The organism is Phocaeicola intestinalis, assembly GCF_014837065.1.
Classification (GTDB): Bacteria; Bacteroidota; Bacteroidia; order Bacteroidales; family Bacteroidaceae; genus Phocaeicola; species Phocaeicola intestinalis.
The window spans coordinates 38537-58355 of the sequence record NZ_JACSPP010000005.1 but is presented as its reverse complement, the minus strand read 5'-3'; the positions used below and the strand labels follow the sequence as shown (position 1 = coordinate 58355).

The window sequence follows — 19819 nt, the reverse complement described above, 5'->3', positions numbered from 1 at the left end:
GCTTATGAAACGGTACAGCAAGACTATCGCACAGCAGTGCAAGTATTATGAAGTGGAGGACATTTTCGAGTACATGGTGGAAACCTACATCAACGGCAACCACAGCACCTTTACCCGGCTGTTCAAGGAACTGGAGAAGGACGCACGCAGGCTGTTCATCGAATACCTGTTGTGGGAAGTCAATCCCCAATACCACGTGGAAATACTGAAAGCAACCATCTAAAGAATTACGGTATGGACAAGATAATATCCCAAATGACGAAAGAAGAAAAATTGCAGGTTTTGGCGGACTACCATGCCTGCAAGCGTGAGCGGCACATCATTCTCCGCTATATCCAGGCACTCCGCCGGGAAGATGCGGAACAGACCGCCTATTTCGAGAGCTTCGGCGAAAGCGTGCATCAAATTGTGCTGAACGTGAATACCTACGAGCGCAGGCTTGTTTTCGGCTATGTGGACAAGCAGTTCAACGAATATGGATGGATAAATGGCATGTTGCCCATCGTGGAGGAAATACGGTTGGACACATCCAACGTGATACACATCGGCCAGTCCGTGAATGGCACGTATGCCGTTACGGTGAGCTGGTGTACCGGCACGGCAGGAGGCGGTAGCCACCCATCGGTATGGGATGAACCCATTTCCGACTACAAGGAAGCGGTACGCACGGGAATACATCGGCTGGAAGGGCATTACACTTATGCGGAACGCCACTCCCTGACAGACAAGGGAAATTACAACCCGAAGTATATCCGCAAGTTGAAAGCCGGATTGCGGGAACTGAAGTTACGCTATACCGCCCCGCAGCAGTTGAGCCTTTTTTGATTATTCACCTATAAATATATAATGTATGGACGTAAAGATTGAAAGCATGATTTTCGGGTGGGACGAGCGGATACCCGAAGTGTTGGTAAAGTTCATCAATTCCGTGACGCTGACAAAGGACGAACAGGAGCTTCGCGAACTGGTGAAAGTATTTGCACAAAGCAAGGAGTTCAACCGCTTCTTCGCTTTCGGATACGGGAGCAGCCACTTTTGGCTCAAACAAAGGATGGCATCTGACCCGGACAAGTGCATGGAGAACCGCTTATTGATTGTCGAATTTTAAGGAATTGTATGATGGTTACAAGAATGACAGAAAACGGCGTTTCGACCTGCCGGGCAGCAGGAACGGAACAATTCGAGAAATTCCAGACTGGTTTTGGGAGAAGAAAACGCACGCTTGTGCAGTACGATTACAGGGCATCCGATGGGGAATTGTTCTCCTGCGTGGCTCCGACTTTGGAGGAATGCCGCCGCAGGCGCGATGCATGGTTATCGGAAAAGGAAAGAAAGGAGGCCGGCAATGAATGACGGTTACGAAACGCTGATAATCACATTTAGCGAACCCATCGAGGTTTTGGACGGTAGGTTTGAGGACATCGACACATGGGGCGTGGACAGCCTGAAGAAGTGGGTGGACGATTACGAGACCACACGCTTCACCCCGATAAACGGCTATACGGCAGTCATCACATCCGAATACAACATGAAGCCCGTAAGGGAATGGTTGGAACATTACATGCCCATAGCGGAAATGAAGGAATTGTAGAGGGATGATGCGCTTGCAGAAGCAGCCCGCCGGAACCAATCCGACGGGCTGCAACCGTTTCACACCACAGGCATGTCAGTCCGTTTCCTCGCCCCAAAGCTCCGTATCAGTCGGGGCATGGCGTATGGCACGCCAGATGCAACAGCCGGTTACGGCAAGAAGCGTCAAGTAAGCAATGGCAAAACAAAGCATAGCCGTCAGTATTATGGAGCAGGCTGTTCCGGGTTCTCTACTCCTTCTTCCGTCTCGTTGTTGAACGAAAAGCTCTTGGTTACCGTCTGGTTAAACGAATCCACAATGTAGATGTCAATCGTCTGCTGGTCGGTGCAGAGCGACCTGTAATAGAGCCGGAAGGTCTCGCCCGGCAACGAATAAAGGTCATTGGGCAGCAATACCGTGCCGTCCTCCAGACGAAGCTCCCCCTTGCCCGTAGGCTGGAAATAGCGGATGAAATACTCCGTTTCCTCGTACCGCCCGCTGCGTACCAACTGGCAGCGTATCTCGGCTTCCCCGCCTTCCACGATGGTGGTCTGCACCGGCAGGGTTGCCAAATCGAACTCATACACCTGCTGGATGTCCAGCTTGTCGGAACAGGCGCAAAGTAGCACGGCGGCTACCAATGCGAAACCGGCGGTAAAAATCAGTTCAGTCATTCTTTTCATTGTCTTGATGATTTATTAGTCCAATATGAATTTCAGCCCCACCCCGAACTGGAAGTGGAAGTTTCCCGTACCGCCACCCCACAGGCAGCGTTCACGCGCATGGAGGAGCAGTACTGTCCGGTTGGTGAGGTAGGTTTCTATCTCCAGCGATACCGCGCCGCCATAGACGAAAGCGTCGCCGTCCGTGATGCGTGCCCCGTCATAAAGCAGGCTCTCGCCCCAATTCACCGTTTCATAACCCGCCATCGCCGAGCCGCCCACGTAGCAGAGGAACACCTTGTTCGCATCCGAGAGGAAGTTGTAATAGTAGCCGCCCTCCGCCGTGAACTGCGACAGCGGCAGGCGCGTGTCCTTGTACGGGTGGTACTTTTGCAGATACTCCGCGCCGAACACCCACTTGCTGCACCCTTTCGTGTACGAGTCCATCGACAGCCCGAAGTGGTAGCCCAGCTCATTGCGCCGGCTTGCCGAATGGAAGCCGTCCGCCATGCCCGCCGTCAGGCGCAGCCCTTTCATACCCGGCAGACAGCGTTGCGCCTGCACCTTGTCTGCAAGGACAAGGCACAGCGCCATGCCGATTAGAATAAACACCGTCCGTTTCATCTTACTTCACCTTCAGTTCGTTGATGACACGGGCACGCACCAGTTCGGCATTGGTGACCGTGAACTGCTGATGCCTCCCGCCGTTCTGCTCGTTTATTTCCACCACCAGTTGCTTGTCGTCCGGCAGGGTGAATTTGGGCAGGGTGAACACCGTGCGCTCCCGGCTCTTGCCGCCGACCTCTGTCACGTAGTTGTAGGCACGCAGCGGTACAATCACTTGCTCTTGGATGGCGGTGCGCTTCGCCACTTTCCGGTCCACCACCTTGAACGACACGAAATCCACCGTGAACGGCACGTTGGAGGAGTTCTTCAGTTCCGTATGGAAATAAAGCAGCCCGTTGTGCGTGTAGATGCCCTTCAGGATGTACTGGATGCCGAAGCGTTTGCAGCCGATATGCTTCACCAGCCGCTTGTCGTCCTTGTGGATGGACTTCATGATGAGCCGCACCAATAACGGAGACTCGCTGCCCAACTCCTTCAGGTACACTTCCTGCGAATTATTCGGGCGGTTCACCGCCTCCCCGTCGTGCAGGAAGTCCTTCATCTCGATGTTCAGCTTGACCGGCTCGTCGGCATATTTCACGTTATAAGTATAGTAGCTCCCATCCTCGGTTATCACCGCCAGATTGGTCTCTCGGGAGAAGTCGCGCAGGGCGGCCTTCACCCGGAGCACGTTTTCCGAGCCGTCCGCCTTGCCCGCAATGATGTCGGCGGAACCCAAGTCCACATACTTGATGGCGGAGGGAAAGATGATATGCACGGTCTTGTAAAACGTAACCTCCAGCGCATACGGTGGTATCATCCGGTCGAAGGTTATCGGGCGTGTCAGCCCGTCGAACAGGTCGCCGGTGGACGGGCTTTGTTTTACCCCATCATCGCCCGTTTCAGTTTGCTCTACTGTTTCTTCCGTTTCTTTCAAGTCGGTTTCTTCCACGACCCTCTGCGCTTGGGCATGGGTCATTGCGGTCATGAGAGCCGCCATAAGCATAATTTTCTTCATTTTTCCTTGTGAATAATAGTGATACATAAGATTATTTCTTGGGCACAAGCAGCACCGCGTGGTTCGCCTTGAGCGTTACCTTGACGGTGCGGAACTTCGTGGCGAGGTATTGCGACAGCCCCTGTATCGCACCGCGTCCCAAGTCCGAGGCCAGTTGCGCCCCGGCATCGGTGGAGATGTTGATGCTGCTGCCCATCGTGGAACCCATGTTGGCCGCCATCTCCTTGAGTGCGGTCAGTTCCTGCGACCCCGGCACCGAGATGCCTTTCATGCCGCCCATGTCATATACCTCCAGTTCCACCGGCACGACCCTCCCTTTATAGGCAATGGAGCTGACGGTCAGTTCCATGCGCTCCCCGTTGATGCGTGCCGTGGCGGTCAGCACGGTGTTGGCCGGTATATACATGCCCCCGACATCGACCGGTTCCAGCAGGCGGATTTCCGCCTCCTTGCCGTCGCTTACCGTGACCGTGCGCCGGATGCAGGCACGGATGCTGTTCCGGGCCGATACGCCCGCATGGTCCGACACGGTATGGAACCCCAGATTGTGTGGACGGCTGTACCGTTCCATGAACTCGGCATCGGACATCGGTTGTGCCAGCATCGACACGACCTGTTCCGCCACCTGCGTGACCGGGCTGACCGTCCTTCCCTCCGTTTCCGTTACGGGTACGGACTTCGCTCCGCCACCCTCTTGCGGCAGGTAGCGCGAGGCCATCTCGTAGGATTTCTCCATCAGGCGGAGCTGCTCGTCGGCGGTTTCCTTTGCCTTGCGTTCCTCTTCCGCCCGGCGTTCCAGTTCCTGTATGCGCCACTCCAGTTCCAGCGTTTTCTGGTCGTCCTCCGGCTCCGGCTGCTCGTAGAAGCTGCCAATCTGCCGGTTGATGTCCCGGTAGGCATCTGCCGAGGTGCGGATGGACGACCTGCCCGATGATGCAGTTTCTTCGGTCTGGAACACATCTTCCACGGCCTCCCTGTCCGTATCATCCTCCGCCACCGCCAAGTCCTGCAGGGTGCTCATCTTCTCCCGCTGCTTGCGCTCGAAATCCTGCTGTTCGTAGGCGGCACGCTTGTCCGAAGGCAGGTTCTTTTCCTCCGGCATGGGCACTTCCACGTTGAAGCCGTCGGGCAGGCTCTCCCCCTCGTCCGACGGTGCGAATATCAGCCACATCGCCACGCCGAAGACAAGGAACAACAGCGGATAGACCAGCATCTTCCTCCGTTTCCGGATTTCTTCGGGAGTCAGCGGTTGGGACTCCTTCCGCCCGAGTTCATTCTTTTTTGCCGTTTCCGGCTGTTTTTCCGTTTTGTTCTCTTTCATGTTTCCTGTCATGATTAAAATGGATACTGTCTTTACTTATGCCCGGATGCAGTTCCAACTGCCGCATCCGTTCTATTCTCATCTGCTCTCCCCGGCGTTTGCCGATGTTGTATATCGACGACACGGTGATGTAGATGGAGAGGGCGCTGAATCCCATGAGCATCGCCACCACCACGATGAGCCGCACATCGGGCGACATCCGCCCGCACACGCAGCGCATCCCGTCGCTTATCCGGTCAGGGATGTAATGGAGCCACTTTCTTGTCTTTCCCATACGCCTTTACCTTTCCATGGTCCGTAAATCGCGGTTCTCCAGAATGGTGAACTGCTCCATCGTGAAACCGTGAGGATTGTTGTCCGACCGCACCGAGTTCAGCAGGCGGCAGCGGGTTACAAGACTGCGCTCGGTGATGTTGCTGCTCCTGACGAGCGACTGGCGGGCATAGGTCGTCACGATATAGGGGTAACGCTCGAAGTCGCACGCCACGCTGTCCACCCGCACGGTCTGGTTGATGTTCGCCGAGATGATTCGGTTGTAATACCCCTTCTCTTCCCAGTCCTTGTAGTAGCGGAAGGCACTTTCGTCACACAGGTACAATGCCCGGCGGATGTTGCCCTCAATGGCCGCCTTGTCGGGCGAGAGTGTGAAGAACAGTTCGTGGAACCGCCTGACATGTTCCCGCGCCTCGACCGGACGGTTCTGGGAAAGGTCTTGCGAGAGCGCGAGGATGAGCGACTTGCCGTTGTCCAGCACGTAGATTTTCTCCCGCTGCTTCTCGGCGAAGCTGTATGAACTCCACAGCGCGTAACCCGTGACCAACGCGCACAGCACGACGAAGGCTATTGCCATCGTGCGTATCTGCCGGAAGCTCGTTTCGATGTTCTTTAATGACTTGAATTCCATTTTCTTTAATTCTTGTTGTTGATTGTTGAATCATTTGCCCCGCAGCTTGCCCGCGACATGCCCGGCACCAGCCCCGGTAGCCGCTGCCGCCACTTTGCCGGTCTTGACGGCGGAGTTGTTCACCTGCTTGCCGTAGTTGCCAGCGCCCGCCGCCTGTATCACCCATGTCGATACCGTCGGGATGGTGAAATACCCCACGATGGCGATGAGCATGAAGATGATGTAGGCCGAGTTGTTCGTGTCCGGCACGAAGTTCGGGTCGGTCAATGCCGCGATGTCCTTCTCAATCATCAGCGTCTGGATGCGTGCCAGCACCGAACTGAACAAATCGGAGATGGGCAGCCACAGGTAGATGCTGATATACTGGCATATCCAATGCACCATCGTGCTGTGGAAACCGTCATACACCGAAATGGCGAATGCCAGCGGCCCCAAGATGGAGAGCACGATAAGGAAGAATGTCCTCAGCGTGTCCAGTATCAGCCCCACCGCCTGAAAGAGCAGTTCCAGAAAACTGCGGAAGGCGTTGCTGATGGTCTGCTTGATTTCATACTTGCCGCGCTCGATGGCCATCCCCGCCATCGTCTTCAGTTCCGACGGTGTCCAGCCCAAGTCTTCAATCTGCCGCTCGTATTCTTCGTCGCTGACCAGATAGGCCGTTTCCGGGTTACGCACCAAAGCCTCGTATTCCAGTTTCTCCCGCTTCTCGGCGTACTCCTCCATGTCGAGCGTCTGCCCTTGCAGGATGCCGTGGCAACCGGTGACGATGGGACTCATGATGCCGTTGATGGTTCCCAGCACGAAGGTGGGGAAGAACATGATGCACGCCCCGATGCAAAACGGACGGAACAGCGGATACACATCTATTGGCTCGGCACGTGAGAGCGCCTGCCACACCCGTGAGGCCACGTAGAACAACGCGCCCAATGCCGCCACCCCGGTGGCCACGCCCGTGATGTCCGAGCAGAGCGGCATCATCTCGTCATAAAGGCTGCGCAGCACTTCATGCAGGTTGCCGAATGTACTTTCTCCCGTCATGGCTACCAGTATCTTTGGTTATCGGTTCCGTACAGGTCGAGCACGCGCCGCGTGTCGTTCTTCTCCTTTGCCCGGAGGTACGACACGCCGATGTTGCGGTTCGTGTAGTAGCGCACTAAGTTGCGGTGGTTCTTCACATCGCGGTAGATGCGGTCTATCAGGTCCATGCGCTCCTTGTCCGTCATTGACAGGCCGGTCTGCGTGACGACCGTCTTCAGCTCGTCGAGCATCCCGCTGCTTTCCTCCAGCATCTTCGTGTAGCCCGAGGCGATGGCGGCCAGTTCGTCCGTCGTGTAGTTCTCGTCGGCAAGCATCTTCTGGAACGAGTTCACGTAGATGTCCGATATTTCCCCCACGAGCAGCACGGTCTGTTGCACCTTGCGGGCGTCCTTCACCAAGTTATGCACCGACTTGAGCGCGTCGTAGTACTTCTTTCCCTGCTCGTAAATCTTGACCGTTTCCTGAAAGTTCTTCACCATGTTCTCGGCGGTCGTGGTGGTCTGTATCACGTTCCGCGTGGTGTTCACGATGCTCTGCGCGAGGTTCGACGGGTCAAAGGTCACCCATTGCGCCCGGACCGTCGTGGCGGTGCAGAGCAAGGCCGTAAGGCAAATTGCTATTGGTATTCTTTTCATGTCCGTTGATGATTAAAATGTCCTTGTCAATATTCGTATTCCTTGCAGTCCCGTACATACACCCCTTCCGAGGCGAGCACGAGCCGCTCGTTATCTTCGTCATAGGCGACCTGCACCCTTTCGGGCAGTTCCGCCCACGTTCCCTGTCCGTTCCGGTAGAGCGTGGCGGTCAGCACGGCTCCCCAGCGGTAGGCGAGGGCGATGCGGTACGTGCGCCCTTCGCGGTACACCCTGACCGGGGGCGACTTGCCCCGGCTTTTCCACCGTCCGCAGATGCGGTCGAGCGGGAACAACGTGGCATATTCCATAGGCTCATCCCTCCCTTGCGTTCCGTTTCTCCTCCGCCAGCCGCTTGATGGCCAGCTCGATGTTGCCGCCGAGCTTCTCCGCCATGCGCTGCACCTCCACTTTCTCGCTCTCTTCGGTGGTGTAACAGAGGTATTCCTCCAATGAGGTTTCCGTCGCATACACCGCCGACTGCACGCCGCCCAGCCCGAACCACACCTCCTTATACTTTCGCGTCGGGTCGTTGGACATGTTCACCGAAAGAATCTGCCCCTTCTCCTTGTCCGTCAGCCCGAGCAGCGTCTGTATCTGGTCGAACTTGTTCAGGTATTTCCGCTGGTCAAGGAGAATCTTGCAGTCCGAGTTGTTGATGATGCTCTCCTTCACAATCGGCGAGGAGATGATGTCCTCCACTTCCTGCGTGACCACCACCGCCTCCCCGTAGAACTTGCGGACGGTCTTGTAGAGGTAGCGGATGTAGTCCGCCATGTTCGCCGAGGCGATGGCCTTCCACGCTTCCTCGATGACCACCATCTTACGGATGCCTTTCAGACGGCGCATCTTGTTGATGAACAGTTCCATGATGATGATGGTCGTGACGGGGAACAGGATGGGATGGTCCTTTATCTGGTCGATTTCGAAGACGATGAAGCGTTTCGTCAGCAGGTCAAGCTGCTTGTCCGAGTTGAGCAGGAAGTCGTACTCGCCGCCCCGATAATAGGGTTCCAGCACGTTTAGGAAGCCCGCCAAATCAAAGTCCTTCTCCCGTACCTGCTTCTCCTCCAGTATCCGCCGGTAGTCCGACTTCACAAACTCGTAGAAGGTGTTGAACGAGGGTTCTTCCACTTCCCCCGAGCGGATGCGCTCGATGTAGAGCGACACGGCGTTGGACAGCGCCACCTCCTCCGAGCGCGTGGCCGGTTCGTTGTCCTTCTTCCACAGGGTGAGCAGCAGCGTCTTGATGCTCTCCCGCTTCTCGATGTCGAACACCCGGTCGTCGGTGTAGAACGGGTTGAAGGCTATCGGGTGCTCGTCCGTGTAGGTGAAGTAGATGCCGTCCTCGCCCCCGGTTTTCTGGTGTATCAGCGAGCAAAGCCCCTCATACGAGTTTCCGGTGTCCACCAATACGATGTGCGTTCCTTGTTCGTAGTATTGCCGTACCAAGTGGTTCATGAAGAATGACTTGCCGCTGCCCGAACCGCCCAGCACGAACTTGTTGCGGTTGGTGGTGATGCCACGTTTCATCGGCAGGTCGGAGATGTCCACGTGCAGCGGTTTGCCGCTGATGCGGTCTGACATCTTCAGCCCGAAAGGGGAAAGCGAGCTGCGGTAGTTCGTTTCCTCCGTCCAGAAGCAGACGGCCTGCTCGATGAAGGTATAGAACGATTCCTCCGCCGGGAAGTCGGCGGCGTTGCCCGGCATCCCCGCCCAATAGAGCGTGGCGGCATCCACCGTGTCGTGGCGCGGTTTGCACTCCATTGCGGCAATCTGGCTGCCCGTGTCGTTGCGGATGACCTTCACTTCGTCCGGGTTGTCCGTCCACGCAATGACATTGCAATGGCAGCGCACCGAGGTCAGCCCGTAGGAATGCGCGTCGTTCAGGTACAGGTCTATCCATTCCTTGTTGATTTGGTTGCTCCGCGAGTAACGGGAGAGCGACTGCATGTTGCGTGCCGTCTTCTCGAAGCGTTGCAGGTTCTCCGCGCTGTCGTCGATGAAAAGGTACTGGTTGTAGATGTGGTTGCATGGGAGCAGCAGCCCCACCGGGCTGGCGAAGGAGAGGCGGCAGTCCGACCGGTCTGTGGAGAGCCGTTCATAGCGGCTGTCCGTACCGACCCGGCCCGGCAGTGCATCCAGTTCCGAGAGCGTATAGACCGACAGCCGTTTGTCGCCGATGCGCACCCCCTCGTCGCCCAGTTCGATGTCCTCCAGCGTGCCGGTGTCCTCCAGCGACAGGCAGAGGTATTTCTCCAGCAGGCCGGTTTTTTCCTCCGTGCCGGTTACCTCGTCGCCCGACAGACGGCGCAGTCTGACCAGTCCCGTGTCGTTTACAATGCGGGCGAACTGCCCGGCGGCATCTAAAAAACGTGCCGCCGTGTCCCGGTTCACTTCCTTGGGGATGATAAAGCCCCGGCACAGCGACGAGAAGCTGCTCTGCATCCGCATCCGCTCCTTGGTCGTCTTGGTCAGATACAAGTAGCAGCAGTGGTTCAGGAAAGGCCGTTCGTTGAAGTGCAGTTCATAGCTCCGCGAGAGGAAGCCGAGCCTTTCACCCTCCGTCCGGCTGTGGTAGCGTTCCTTCACGAACCAGTCCTGCTTGTGTACCACCGTGTAGTCGGGCAGCACCTTGATGGCCTTGCACCATGCCGCATGGATGGCGGCGTACTCGGCGGAGGTTACCGTGAACAGTTCGGGAAGCTCCACCTCGAAGGCCACGGTGATGTCCGCGTCTTTCGAGACGATGCAATCCGACTCGACGGCCAGCAGCGGGAACTTGCTTTCCAACGTGGCGGCTTTCAATATATTTCTCATAGGCTTCTCTTTGGGGTGAATAACTTCCGGACGCTAATCCGGTTAATCAGGTATCGCGGGTGCTGCCGTTTGGCGAGCCGTTTCATCAGCCCGTGCTCGCCGTACTTGGCGTTCAGGCGGAATGTGAGCCATACCAATATCGATGCGGATACCGCGCCAAAGGCGATGCACACCCATTGGCCTGTTCCTGCCATGTACATCACGATGAACACCACGAACACGGCAAGCAGTCCTCCGGCGAAGATGAACAGGTATTGTGCCTTCAGCCCCTTGAACTCCGCGCTCTGCCCGATGCCCTTGTTCAGTTCATATTCCATAATCCTATTCTATATATTATTTATGTATAGGGATTAGAGGAAGAACGAGCGCAGGATGGTGGCGGCGACTATCAGGAAGATGCACGCCCCGAACCACGAGGCGGCGGTCTTGCTCGTATCCGGGTCACCCGAACTGAACTTGTTATATACCTTGATGCCTCCTATCAGGCCGACCACCGCGCCGATGGCATAGACGAGTTTCGTTCCCGGGTCGAAGTACGAGGTGACCATCTGCGTGGCTTCCGTGATGCCCGCTTGTCCGTTACCTTGCGCATAGAGCGCACCGGCTGCCATCAGGCAGGCCGCCATGAAAAAGATTCTCTTTGTTGTGTTCATAAAAAGTTGGTTTTATGCGGATAGACCGCTGTTAAACAATGTCGTCAATGGAAAAATCACCGGGTACGATACTCTCGGCGGGAGGCTCTGGTTGCCGTATCCGGCGGTAGTCCGCCAGATGCAGCTCGATGAGCGAGGCGATGCGCCGTTCCCGTTCCGCATCCCCGGCGGTGAGCTGGTCGAACATCGGCGTGCCCTTGAGTTCGGCAAGTGCACGTCCGGCCTGCTGCCGTTCTGCTTCGGTGGCGGTGCTGTCATCCATCGCCATGCGCACTGCCAACCCCATGTCCTCGAAACGGAGGCCTGTCGCTTTGGGCGCATGACCTTCCAGCATTTCATCTTCGTCTATCGGAGGCTCACCGGCATCCGTTTCCCGGTATTCCATCGGTTCGTCCTGCCCCTCCACAGGTTCCAGCCCGCCTTCGGCAAAGAGCGCGTCCAGCTCGTCGGCGGACACCACCTTGGGGTATCGTTCCGATTCCGCTGCAAAAGTATCCGCTTCGACTTCCGGTTTCACGGTTTCCGTTTTCTCGGGTACTTGTGGCGTGGAGTGGCACAGGGAAAATGTGCTTTTGCCTAAAATGTCTTCCGCGTCGGCTACTTTTCGGGGCAGTGTTTCCTCGCTTTCGCGCTGCCTTTTCCGGCGTTCATGCCGCTCATACAGGAGATAGGCGGCTGTCCAGAGCAGGTAGCCCGCGACGCATAACGTGATAAAGGTTGTCATAGATGGATTGTTTTCTAAAAGATTCCCGTATTCCGTTGCTTGTATTCGCGTTCGATGTCCCCCTGCCAGTCGGCAAAATGCTTCTCTAACACATTGTCCACGTAGCTGAACAACGATACCCGGTTGCCTCCGATGGTCTGCACGATGCGCTGTATCCGCTCGTGGAACTCCTTGCGCAGGTAGATGGTCTTGCCCAGCCGGGCGCATACGGGCGACTCGTGGATGAACAGGCGGAGGTATTCGCTCTCATGGGCTGGCTTGATATCCGGATGTTCTGTCCGGTGGGGTACGGGCGTTTCCGGCTCCACCGCCAGAGGGACGGCCTGGGCGGGCTGTTCTTCCTTGAACGAGGCGACGATGGAGCTTTCGTCCAGTTCCGTCAGGCTGATTTTCTTCCGTTCCCCCATAGCTACCTCCCGATAATGGTGAGTATCTCTTCCGTTATCTCCCGGATATGGCTTCCCTTGGCGAGCGTGCCGTCCGCCGGGAACAGCGTCGAGCGGAACACCGCCTTGTGTTCCCCCGTCAGTTCGCGCCGGAACCGCTTGCTGTCGGGCAGGAAGGTCTGTAGCACCTGTAGCCCCAGCTCCCGGATGATTTCCTCATATACCCTGTAGAGTTCCGACTTCTCGCGCCCGTCCACCATGTTCCACAGCAGGTACAGCCCCTTGATGTTCGTCTTGCCCGTGTCCATTAGCGTGTCCTTCAGCTTGGTGGCGAAACGCAGTGTGCTTTCCATCACCACCCGGTCTGCCGCGATGGGCGAGAAAATGTAGTCCATGTTCGCCAGCGTCCGCAGCACGCCGCCGCTGTTTACCGTGCCGGGCAGGTCGAAGAACACGATGTCCGTGCCGGGCAGCTTCTCCAATAGTCCTTCCGCCTTTTCCACGGCATCCTCCGCCGTGCCCTCGACGACCGGGTAGGCCTTCTTGCCGATGCGTTGCAGTTGGCGGTAGGCCATCGCCTTGTAGTGTTCGTCCTCCATGACCGTTTTCAAGTCGCGCTTGCGCATCTCGGCGATGCTGTGCTGCGGGTAGTCGCAGTCCACCACCGCCACGTTCAGCCCTTTCACGTAGTGCAGGTAGCTGGCCGCCAGCACCGTCAGGGTCGTCTTGCCCGCCCCTCCCTTCTGGGTGGAGAAGGCGATGTAAAGTGTTTCTTTTTCCGTAGGCATAATCTTCCGTTTCAAATGATGCGGCAAAGGAAAAGAGAAACGGGAACGGTGGAAAGGGATTTTACGTTTCGGGGTACGAGTGGCACGTCTTTGGCGTGGAGTGGCTGGTTGGTCATACATATAATTATTCGGATAGCCCGTTGGACATCTGTATGATTGCCGGGTGGAATGGCTGATGTTTCGGTGGCTTGTATGGCTGAATGGTTGTTTGTTCCATTAGCCGCTTGACGGGTTGTCCGGTTCTGCAACCGCCCGGTTGTCGGTATGTTTGGTTGTCGGTCTGATTGTCCGGTTGGCTGTCCCAACGTTGCAACGAAGGTGCTGGCTACCGTCGGAATCATCCTCCGGGCAAAGTGGCTGTCCGATGGCATAATGTGGCCGGTCGGGTTGTTGTGCGGCAACCGGCTCCGCTTCCTACCTTTGCGGCATGAATCCGTTGGCGTGGCCGGAGGCTTTCCGTCAGGTTATCGTCCGCTTTCCCCGAAAGCGCTTTTCCCCACCGGTGGGGAAAACGTATGTTCGCCAGAACATAGCAAGCTGTGTTTTTTGCAGCACGCATCCGCTTCTGCCGCAAAAAACGCTTGCCCTTGCAGGGGGCGCAATTTGGCTCCGAAGTCGCAAATTGTAAGGATGGGGCATAACGGCGGCACGGCCACGGACGGGCAGGTTTCACCTTTTAATGACAGCAAGCATGAATGAACAACAGCAACACCCGAAAAGAAGGAAAGGCGGACGGACACCCAAGTCCGCGCCCGCCTTCCACCGCGAGACCGTCAATCTCGACGCCGCGCAGCACGCCCGGTTCCTCACCCTTTACGAGCAGTCCGGCCTTTCGTCCAAGTCGAAGTTCATCGCCGCGCGTATCTTCGGCGACAGCTTCCGGGTCATACGCACCGACCGGGGCACGATGGAGTATGTGGCCAGGCTCACCGCCCTGTACCAGCAGTACCGCGCCGTCGGGGTGAACTACAACCAGGCGGTCAAGGAACTGCATGTGCATTTTACCGAGAAAAAGGCGTTGGCATTGCTCTATAAATTGGAGAAGCTGACCCTCGAACTGGTGGCGCTCAGCCGCCGCATTGTCGGACTTTCCGAAGAACTCAAAAGGCATGGTGGCGAAAATCAGCACAGGTAAGGACTTGTACGGCGCGTTGGCCTACAACCAGACGAAGGTGGAGAACGGGCACGCGAAGATATTGGATGCCAACCTGCTCCCGTACCCAGAGGACGGGCGTTTCCGCATGGGCGAAACGATGAAGGCTTTCACGGCATGGCTTCCCTCGCACTACCGCACCGAGAAGCCGGTCATCCACATCTCGCTTAATCCGCATCCCGATGATGAATTGACCGACGGGCAGCTTGCCGCCATCGGCAGGGAGTACATGGAGAAGTTGGGCTACGGCAACCAGCCTTTCCTGATTTTTAAGCATACAGACATCGACCGCCACCACATCCACATCGTGTCCCTGCGCGTGGACAGCGGGGGCAGGAAGATTTCCGACCGCTTCGAGCACCGCCGGAGCAAGGAAATAACCGAGCAGTTGGAACAGAAGTACAGGCTGCATCCGGCAGAGGGGCAGAAGAAGGCGGAGGAGTGGAAGCTCCGCCCGGTGGATGCGGCGCGGGGCGACATACGCCGGCAGATAGCCGATACCCTCAAGCCGTTGCTCAAGCTCTACCGCTTCCAGTCGATGGGCGAGTTCCGGGCGTTGCTCTCCTTGTATAACATAGGCATGGAGGAAGTCAGGGGCGAAGCGGGCGGACGTGCCTATCATGGCATTGTCTATACGGCATTGGATGCGGACGGGAACAAGGTGGCGACCCCCATCAAGTCGGCAAGGCTGGGCAAGATGGCGGGTGCGGAGGGCTTGCAGCGGCGCATGGAGTGGTCAGCCTCGCGCATCAGGGCGGACGGTTGCCGCGAGCGGCTGCGCCCTCCGTTGGCCGGGGCGTTGCAGGAGGCGGGGGACGAGGCGGATTTCCGCCGCCGTCTGGCTGCCATGAACGTGGATTTGGTGCTACGCCGCAATGAATCCGGCAGGATTTACGGGGTAACCTTCATCGACCACACGAGCCGTACCGTGCTCAACGGCTCCCGTTTGGGCAAGGAGTTCTCCGCCAATGCCTTGGAAGCGCGTTTCAACGTGGCGCAGCCCGGACTGTCGGAAAAGGTACAGCCACATATAGCAACATCTGCGCCGGAACCCGATACGGACGGCAAGGTATTGGGCGGCCTGTTCTCTGCCATCGAGCCGGAGACAAGTTTTGTCCCCCGGCATCCGCGCCTGCACAAGCCTGACAAGAAGAAACGCCGCCGCAGGTACGGGCGGCAGGACTGAATGCAGCCCGGATAACATTCAACCGAATTTCAATCACCGTTAAAACAAGATGACTTATGTCACAGGAAGATGATTTGAGAGGGCTGGCCAAGGTCATGGACTTCATGCGTGCCCTCAGCGTATTGTTCGTCATAGTCAATGTATATTGGTTCTGCTACCCCTCGATGAAGGAATGGAACATCGACATCGGGGTGGTGGACAGGATACTGCTCAATTTCCAGCGGACGACCGGGCTGTTCTCGTCCATTCTTTGGACAAAGCTGTTCGCCCTTGTGTTCCTCGCGCTCTCCTGCTTGGGGACAAAAGGCGTGAAAGAGGAAAAGATTAAGTGGCCGCATATCTGGGCGGCGCTTGCCGCCGGTATCGTGCTGTTCTTCTTCAATTGGTGGCTGCTTGCCCTGCCGCTGCCCCTTTCGGCGCGTACCGGTTTCTATCTGCTCACCTTATCCGCAGGCTACGGCTGCCTCTTGGCCGCCGGGGTATGGATGTCCCGCCTGCTCCGGCAGAACTTGATGGAGGATGTGTTCAACAACGAGAACGAATCTTTCATGCAGGAGACACGGCTTATCGAGAACGAGTATTCCGTCAATTTGCCCACCCGTTTCTGGTACAAGAAGAAGATGTGGCACGGCTGGATAAACGTGGTGAACCCTTTCCGCGCCTCCATTGTCTTGGGTACGCCGGGCAGCGGCAAGTCCTTTGCCGTGGTCAATTCCTATATCAAGCAGCAGATTGAAAAGGGTTATGCCACCTATATTTACGACTTCAAGTTCCCGGACTTGAGCACCATCGCCTACAACCACCTGCTCCGCCATCTGGACGGCTACAAGGTCAGGCCGAAGTTCTATGTCATCAACTTCGACGACCCCTCGCGCAGCCACCGCTGCAACCCGCTCAACCCGAAGTTCATGACCGACATCTCCGATGCCTACGAGAGTTCCTACAACATCATGCTCAACCTCAACCGCACTTGGGCGGCCAAGCAGGGCGACTTCTTCGTCGAGTCGCCCACCATCTTATTTGCTGCAATTATTTGGTTTTTACGCATTTACAAAAACGGCAAGTATTGCACCTTCCCCCATGCGGTCGAGTTCCTGAACAAGCCCTACGAGCAGATTTTCCCCATCATGTCTTCCTATCCCGAACTGGAGAACTACCTCAGCCCTTTCCTCGACGCATGGCTCGCCGGGGCTGCCGACCAGCTCATGGGGCAGATTGCTTCGGCCAAGATACCGCTCTCGCGCATGATTTCCCCGGCACTCTATTGGGTGATGTCCGCCGACGAGTTCTCCCTCGACATCAACAATCCCGACGAGCCGAAGGTGCTCTGCATCGGCAACAACCCTGACCGGCAGGCCATCTATGGGGCGGCGCTCGGACTGTACAACTCGCGCATCGTCAAACTGGTGAACAAGAAGGGCAGGCTGAAAAGCTCCATCATCATCGACGAGCTGCCCACCGTGTTCATCAAGGGGCTGGATAACCTTATCGCCACCGCGCGTAGCAACAAGGTGGCCGTGCTGCTGGGCTTTCAGGACTTCTCGCAGCTCATCCGCGACTATACCGACAAGGAGGCGAAGGTCATCATCAACACCGTCGGCAACATCTTCTCCGGGCAGGTGGTGGGCGAGACGGCCAAGACGCTCTCCGAGCGCTTCGGCAAGATTCTCCAGAAACGGCAGTCCATCTCCATCAACCGCAACGATGTGTCCACCTCCATCTCCACCCAGATGGACAGCCTTATCCCGCCGAGCAAGATTTCCTCGCTGACGCAGGGCATGTTTGTCGGTTCGGTGGCGGACAACTTCGGAGAGAAAATCGAGCAGAAGATTTTCCATTGTGAGATTGTGGTCGATGCCAAGAAAATCGCCGAAGAGGAAAAGACCTACCGGAAGATACCGGTCATCACCGACTTCAGGGATGCCGACGGCATCGACCGCATGAAGGAAATGGTGCAGGAGAACTACAACCGCATTAAGGAGGAAGCCCGGCAGATTGTCGCCGATGAGCTGGAGCGCATCGGGAGCGACCCGAACCTGAAGCATCTGCTGGAGTTGAACAAACAGGCATAGGCTTATTTGTTCCGTCGGTATTGCTTCTCGTCGTCCGTATCCATTTTCCGCAGCAGGGCTTCGCGCAGCCGGTCGATGAAATAGGTGCGGTCGTCGCCTTTCCTCCGCCGCATCCGGGCATAGTAGCTCGATGCGTTCTTCACATCCACACCCAGTGCGCTGCACACATATTCCACCACTTGCTTGAGCGTGATTTCACCGTCATTGAACAGCTTCAGTTCATGGCAGGCATAAAGCAGTTCAATAAGATGGATGGCATCGTCAGTCCACAGCACGGGAGGCCCGTCGCCGGGCGGACGGGCTTCTCCGTTTCCGGAACCCGTCCGTCTTTTTTCCATTCGTTCCATCGTGTTTTCCACATACATGATAGCTCCCACCACATGGCAGTAGCACACCAGATGGCTCTGCCCGTTGTTGTGGTAGCGTTCCCGCAGGACGGTCAGCCGGAACTTCGTGTATTGGAGATGGAGGAACACGCAGGTGTGGTTGCCGTGTTCCTCATGCAGATGGCTGAGGTGGCGTATGAAATCGTCGCTTGCCTCATTCAGCCTTTCGGTATCGCAATCCCCCTGTTCCAGTAAAAGCAGGTAGGGGCACAGGTAAAATACATCCATTTGAAACTATTTTATCGGTTATGAACGGCAAAAATAGCGGTGTACATGGATGTGGCAGTTCCGTTTTTCGCCGGAAATGCCGTCATTCCCCCAAATAGAACTTCCGCCGTTCCTCGCACAGCTCGTCGTACAGCTCCTTGTGCAGCTCGCTGGGGCTTTGCTTCATCTGTCCCGTGCAGAATTCCCAGAAACGGTTGGCGGACTCGAAACCGTTCTTCTCGGCTATCTCCCTGAGCGGGCGGTCGTAGTGGTATTTCAAGTCCCGCCGTATCTGTCCGATGCGTTGCTCCCGCAACCATTTGTTGGCGGACTGGCGGTATATCTTGCTGAATTTCTCGCGGAAGGTCGATGCGCTCATGCAGAGCATCCCCGCCAGTTCCTCCACGCTGTTCGTGCGGTAGCTGTAGCGGTTCACCTTCAGCCGGAACACGGCGGCATACAGGGGCTTCAGCCGTTTCTCGGCATGTTGCAGTTCCGCTTCGGTGAGCGGTGTGGGCTGGCGGCTTATCTGCTTGCGTCGCTCCACAAAGAAGTAGTCGCACACCTCGTTGCACAGATTGTACAGGGGGCGGGGGATGCCGGTCTGGTACAGCACGTCGCACAGGTAGAGCATCTCCGGCGTGCGGCAGGCTTTCCGCCAAGGCTCTGCCAGTCCGTGCAGCAGCCGGTTCTGCACCTCCGTGTCTTCCGACAGGGCGAGCAGCATCAGCAGCGGGCGGCATCCGGGAGCCGACACCTCCGGCAGCGTGGGCAGTCCCGTCAGCAGGTCAAGGAGGTGGTGGCATAAGTTTGTGTCCCGCGCGTAGGGTTCCAGCGCGAGGTAATGCTTCGGGGTGCGGGCTTTCAGCAGCCCTTTCACTTCTCCGCACAGGGCGGCGATGGTCTGTTCCAAACCTGCCGGGGCGGTGGCGGACAACAGTTCGATGAAATTTGTTTGCATAAGAAATCTGTTTTTATTGTTTGATGAATCCACAAAGATAACCGGCTGCACGTGCCGGTTGTTCCGATTTCCGCCGGAAATGCCGCATGGAATGGAGTCGCCATCATTTGTTTCCGACTCTCCCTTCACACCCCACTAAGCAACAGATAGAAAGTCGCCAACTGGACAACAAGGGAAACGACATAGATGCCGTAGTAGAGCAGATACCTTTTCTTTTTATCGAACTCGGCGAAATACTTCCTGTACTTGTCGTGCTTGAACAGGAATATATGATTGGCATAATACAAGGACAGCACGATGACTGCGAAAAGCAAGACACAGAGGAAGATGTTTCCAAAAACCATATCCAAGATGCTCAATAATCCTACCTTGAAAATCTTGATGCAGGCAAGGCAGACAAGGCAGAGCATCCAAAAGCTGATGATGCATGGGGTGTGGGTCGCCCAAATGCAGATGGTGCCATTGATACCTTTATCCATTCCGGCTGCTTCTTGTCGCTTATCAATTGAAATGCATCGGTTTATATAGCGGTTGTTCCATTTCGAGAGGCTTAGCCAATAGAAAGGATTTAGCATCCTGTTGAAAATGAAGAACAGTAGCCTATAAGTGCAGTAATAATTGATATTGTAATATTTCTCCAATAATTTCCTCATGCTTAATAAATAATGATGCATCCTTTTTCCACCTTGTTTTACGATTCCAAGCCAAATATCCAGTAACACGCCAGCAAGT

29 protein-coding genes are annotated in these 19819 nt (G+C 56.3%); 9 read left to right on the top strand and 20 right to left on the bottom strand.

Annotated elements, in window-relative coordinates; all coding sequences use genetic code 11:
* The first annotated feature begins 4 nt into the window (after window positions 1–4).
* The 6 genes from H9625_RS02830 to H9625_RS02805 are packed head-to-tail and all read left to right on the top strand — an operon-like array spanning window position 5 to window position 1763.
* On the top strand, window positions 5–223 hold the full coding sequence (locus tag H9625_RS02830) for a hypothetical protein (protein ID WP_071150614.1): 219 nt from the start codon (window positions 5–7) through the stop codon (window positions 221–223).
* Between the two features lie 11 nt (window positions 224–234).
* Window positions 235–825, top strand: coding sequence for a hypothetical protein (locus H9625_RS02825; RefSeq protein ID WP_191762946.1), 591 nt, complete (start codon window positions 235–237; stop codon window positions 823–825).
* Between the two features lie 25 nt (window positions 826–850).
* Window positions 851–1108, top strand: coding sequence for a hypothetical protein (locus H9625_RS02820; protein WP_071150616.1), 258 nt, complete (start codon window positions 851–853; stop codon window positions 1106–1108).
* An 11-nt stretch (window positions 1109–1119) separates the two neighbouring features.
* Window positions 1120–1353, top strand: coding sequence for a DUF3873 domain-containing protein (locus H9625_RS02815; protein ID WP_071150844.1), 234 nt, complete (start codon window positions 1120–1122; stop codon window positions 1351–1353).
* On the top strand, window positions 1346–1591 hold the full coding sequence (locus tag H9625_RS02810; protein ID WP_071150617.1) for a DUF6956 domain-containing protein: 246 nt from the start codon (window positions 1346–1348) through the stop codon (window positions 1589–1591). Before H9625_RS02815 ends, H9625_RS02810 begins: the two co-directional genes overlap by 8 nt.
* A 4-nt stretch (window positions 1592–1595) precedes the next feature.
* On the top strand, window positions 1596–1763 hold the full coding sequence (locus H9625_RS02805; protein WP_158098078.1) for a hypothetical protein: 168 nt from the start codon (window positions 1596–1598) through the stop codon (window positions 1761–1763).
* Between the two features lie 31 nt (window positions 1764–1794).
* Here H9625_RS02805 and H9625_RS02800 read toward each other — a convergent pair whose 3' ends face one another.
* The 17 genes from H9625_RS02800 to H9625_RS02720 are packed head-to-tail and all read right to left on the bottom strand — an operon-like array spanning window position 1795 to window position 13795.
* Window positions 1795–2253: a DUF3872 domain-containing protein gene (locus tag H9625_RS02800; protein ID WP_162609942.1), complete on the bottom strand. Its 459-nt coding sequence runs from the start codon at window positions 2251–2253 to the stop codon at window positions 1795–1797.
* 15 nt (window positions 2254–2268) lie between these two features.
* Window positions 2269–2856, bottom strand: a complete 588-nt coding sequence (locus H9625_RS02795) for a conjugal transfer protein TraO (RefSeq protein ID WP_191762945.1) — start codon at window positions 2854–2856, stop codon at window positions 2269–2271.
* Between the two features lies 1 nt (window position 2857).
* Window positions 2858–3856: a conjugative transposon protein TraN gene (traN, locus tag H9625_RS02790; RefSeq protein ID WP_191762944.1), complete on the bottom strand. Its 999-nt coding sequence runs from the start codon at window positions 3854–3856 to the stop codon at window positions 2858–2860.
* 31 nt (window positions 3857–3887) lie between these two features.
* Complete coding sequence (gene traM / locus H9625_RS02785) at window positions 3888–5177, bottom strand: conjugative transposon protein TraM (RefSeq protein ID WP_191762943.1); 1290 nt, start codon at window positions 5175–5177, stop codon at window positions 3888–3890.
* Complete coding sequence (locus H9625_RS02780; protein WP_191762942.1) at window positions 5128–5451, bottom strand: TraL conjugative transposon family protein; 324 nt, start codon at window positions 5449–5451, stop codon at window positions 5128–5130. The genes traM and H9625_RS02780 overlap by 50 nt, the downstream gene beginning before the upstream one ends.
* A gap of 6 nt (window positions 5452–5457) precedes the next feature.
* Window positions 5458–6081: a conjugative transposon protein TraK gene (traK, locus tag H9625_RS02775; RefSeq protein ID WP_087210239.1), complete on the bottom strand. Its 624-nt coding sequence runs from the start codon at window positions 6079–6081 to the stop codon at window positions 5458–5460.
* A 30-nt stretch (window positions 6082–6111) separates the two neighbouring features.
* Window positions 6112–7119: a conjugative transposon protein TraJ gene (gene traJ / locus H9625_RS02770; protein WP_072545362.1), complete on the bottom strand. Its 1008-nt coding sequence runs from the start codon at window positions 7117–7119 to the stop codon at window positions 6112–6114.
* Window positions 7120–7121: 2 nt separating this feature from the next.
* Window positions 7122–7754 (bottom strand): DUF4141 domain-containing protein, encoded by a 633-nt coding sequence (locus tag H9625_RS02765; RefSeq protein ID WP_071150624.1) that lies wholly within the window; start codon window positions 7752–7754, stop codon window positions 7122–7124.
* A 26-nt stretch (window positions 7755–7780) separates the two neighbouring features.
* Window positions 7781–8062 (bottom strand): DUF3876 domain-containing protein, encoded by a 282-nt coding sequence (locus H9625_RS02760; RefSeq protein WP_087210234.1) that lies wholly within the window; start codon window positions 8060–8062, stop codon window positions 7781–7783.
* Between the two features lie 4 nt (window positions 8063–8066).
* Window positions 8067–10571 (bottom strand): TraG family conjugative transposon ATPase, encoded by a 2505-nt coding sequence (locus H9625_RS02755; protein WP_191762941.1) that lies wholly within the window; start codon window positions 10569–10571, stop codon window positions 8067–8069.
* A complete protein-coding gene (locus H9625_RS02750) occupies window positions 10568–10888 on the bottom strand; it encodes a DUF4133 domain-containing protein (RefSeq protein ID WP_071150627.1) in 321 nt (106 codons plus the stop codon). The genes H9625_RS02755 and H9625_RS02750 overlap by 4 nt, the downstream gene beginning before the upstream one ends.
* Window positions 10889–10921: 33 nt before the next feature.
* Window positions 10922–11224: a DUF4134 domain-containing protein gene (locus tag H9625_RS02745; RefSeq protein WP_071150628.1), complete on the bottom strand. Its 303-nt coding sequence runs from the start codon at window positions 11222–11224 to the stop codon at window positions 10922–10924.
* A 31-nt stretch (window positions 11225–11255) separates the two neighbouring features.
* Window positions 11256–11948 carry a conjugal transfer protein gene (locus H9625_RS02740; protein ID WP_191762940.1) on the bottom strand — a complete coding sequence of 231 codons (693 nt, stop codon included), beginning with the start codon at window positions 11946–11948 and terminating at the stop codon, window positions 11256–11258.
* A 14-nt stretch (window positions 11949–11962) separates the two neighbouring features.
* Window positions 11963–12355 (bottom strand): DUF3408 domain-containing protein, encoded by a 393-nt coding sequence (locus tag H9625_RS02735; protein ID WP_191762939.1) that lies wholly within the window; start codon window positions 12353–12355, stop codon window positions 11963–11965.
* Between the two features lie 2 nt (window positions 12356–12357).
* On the bottom strand, window positions 12358–13122 hold the full coding sequence (locus H9625_RS02730; protein ID WP_191762938.1) for a ParA family protein: 765 nt from the start codon (window positions 13120–13122) through the stop codon (window positions 12358–12360).
* Window positions 13123–13133: 11 nt separating this feature from the next.
* A complete protein-coding gene (locus H9625_RS02725; protein WP_191762937.1) occupies window positions 13134–13493 on the bottom strand; it encodes a hypothetical protein in 360 nt (119 codons plus the stop codon).
* The gene (locus H9625_RS02720) at window positions 13460–13795 is read right to left on the bottom strand and encodes a hypothetical protein (RefSeq protein ID WP_191762977.1); all 336 of its coding nucleotides are present in this window, start codon (window positions 13793–13795) and stop codon (window positions 13460–13462) included. The genes H9625_RS02725 and H9625_RS02720 overlap by 34 nt, the downstream gene beginning before the upstream one ends.
* An 18-nt stretch (window positions 13796–13813) precedes the next feature.
* Between H9625_RS02720 and mobA the strand changes: the two genes are divergently transcribed.
* From mobA to mobC, 3 genes are read left to right on the top strand one after another with little or no spacing between them, the layout of a single operon-like run.
* Window positions 13814–14257 carry a conjugal transfer protein MobA gene (mobA, locus tag H9625_RS02715; RefSeq protein ID WP_191762936.1) on the top strand — a complete coding sequence of 148 codons (444 nt, stop codon included), beginning with the start codon at window positions 13814–13816 and terminating at the stop codon, window positions 14255–14257.
* Complete coding sequence (mobB, locus tag H9625_RS02710; RefSeq protein WP_191762935.1) at window positions 14232–15461, top strand: conjugal transfer protein MobB; 1230 nt, start codon at window positions 14232–14234, stop codon at window positions 15459–15461. Before mobA ends, mobB begins: the two co-directional genes overlap by 26 nt.
* A 56-nt stretch (window positions 15462–15517) precedes the next feature.
* Window positions 15518–17533 (top strand): conjugal transfer protein MobC, encoded by a 2016-nt coding sequence (gene mobC / locus H9625_RS02705; RefSeq protein WP_191762934.1) that lies wholly within the window; start codon window positions 15518–15520, stop codon window positions 17531–17533.
* 2 nt (window positions 17534–17535) lie between these two features.
* Here mobC and H9625_RS02700 read toward each other — a convergent pair whose 3' ends face one another.
* The 3 genes from H9625_RS02700 to H9625_RS02690 form a co-directional block, all read right to left on the bottom strand.
* The gene (locus H9625_RS02700) at window positions 17536–18147 is read right to left on the bottom strand and encodes an RteC domain-containing protein (RefSeq protein ID WP_191762933.1); all 612 of its coding nucleotides are present in this window, start codon (window positions 18145–18147) and stop codon (window positions 17536–17538) included.
* An 82-nt stretch (window positions 18148–18229) separates the two neighbouring features.
* Window positions 18230–19216: a helix-turn-helix transcriptional regulator gene (locus tag H9625_RS02695; RefSeq protein ID WP_317173067.1), complete on the bottom strand. Its 987-nt coding sequence runs from the start codon at window positions 19214–19216 to the stop codon at window positions 18230–18232.
* Entirely contained in the window at window positions 19213–19740 is a 528-nt protein-coding gene (locus H9625_RS02690; RefSeq protein ID WP_191762932.1) for a hypothetical protein, read from the bottom strand. The genes H9625_RS02695 and H9625_RS02690 overlap by 4 nt, the downstream gene beginning before the upstream one ends.
* Window positions 19741–19819 lie beyond the last annotated feature (79 nt).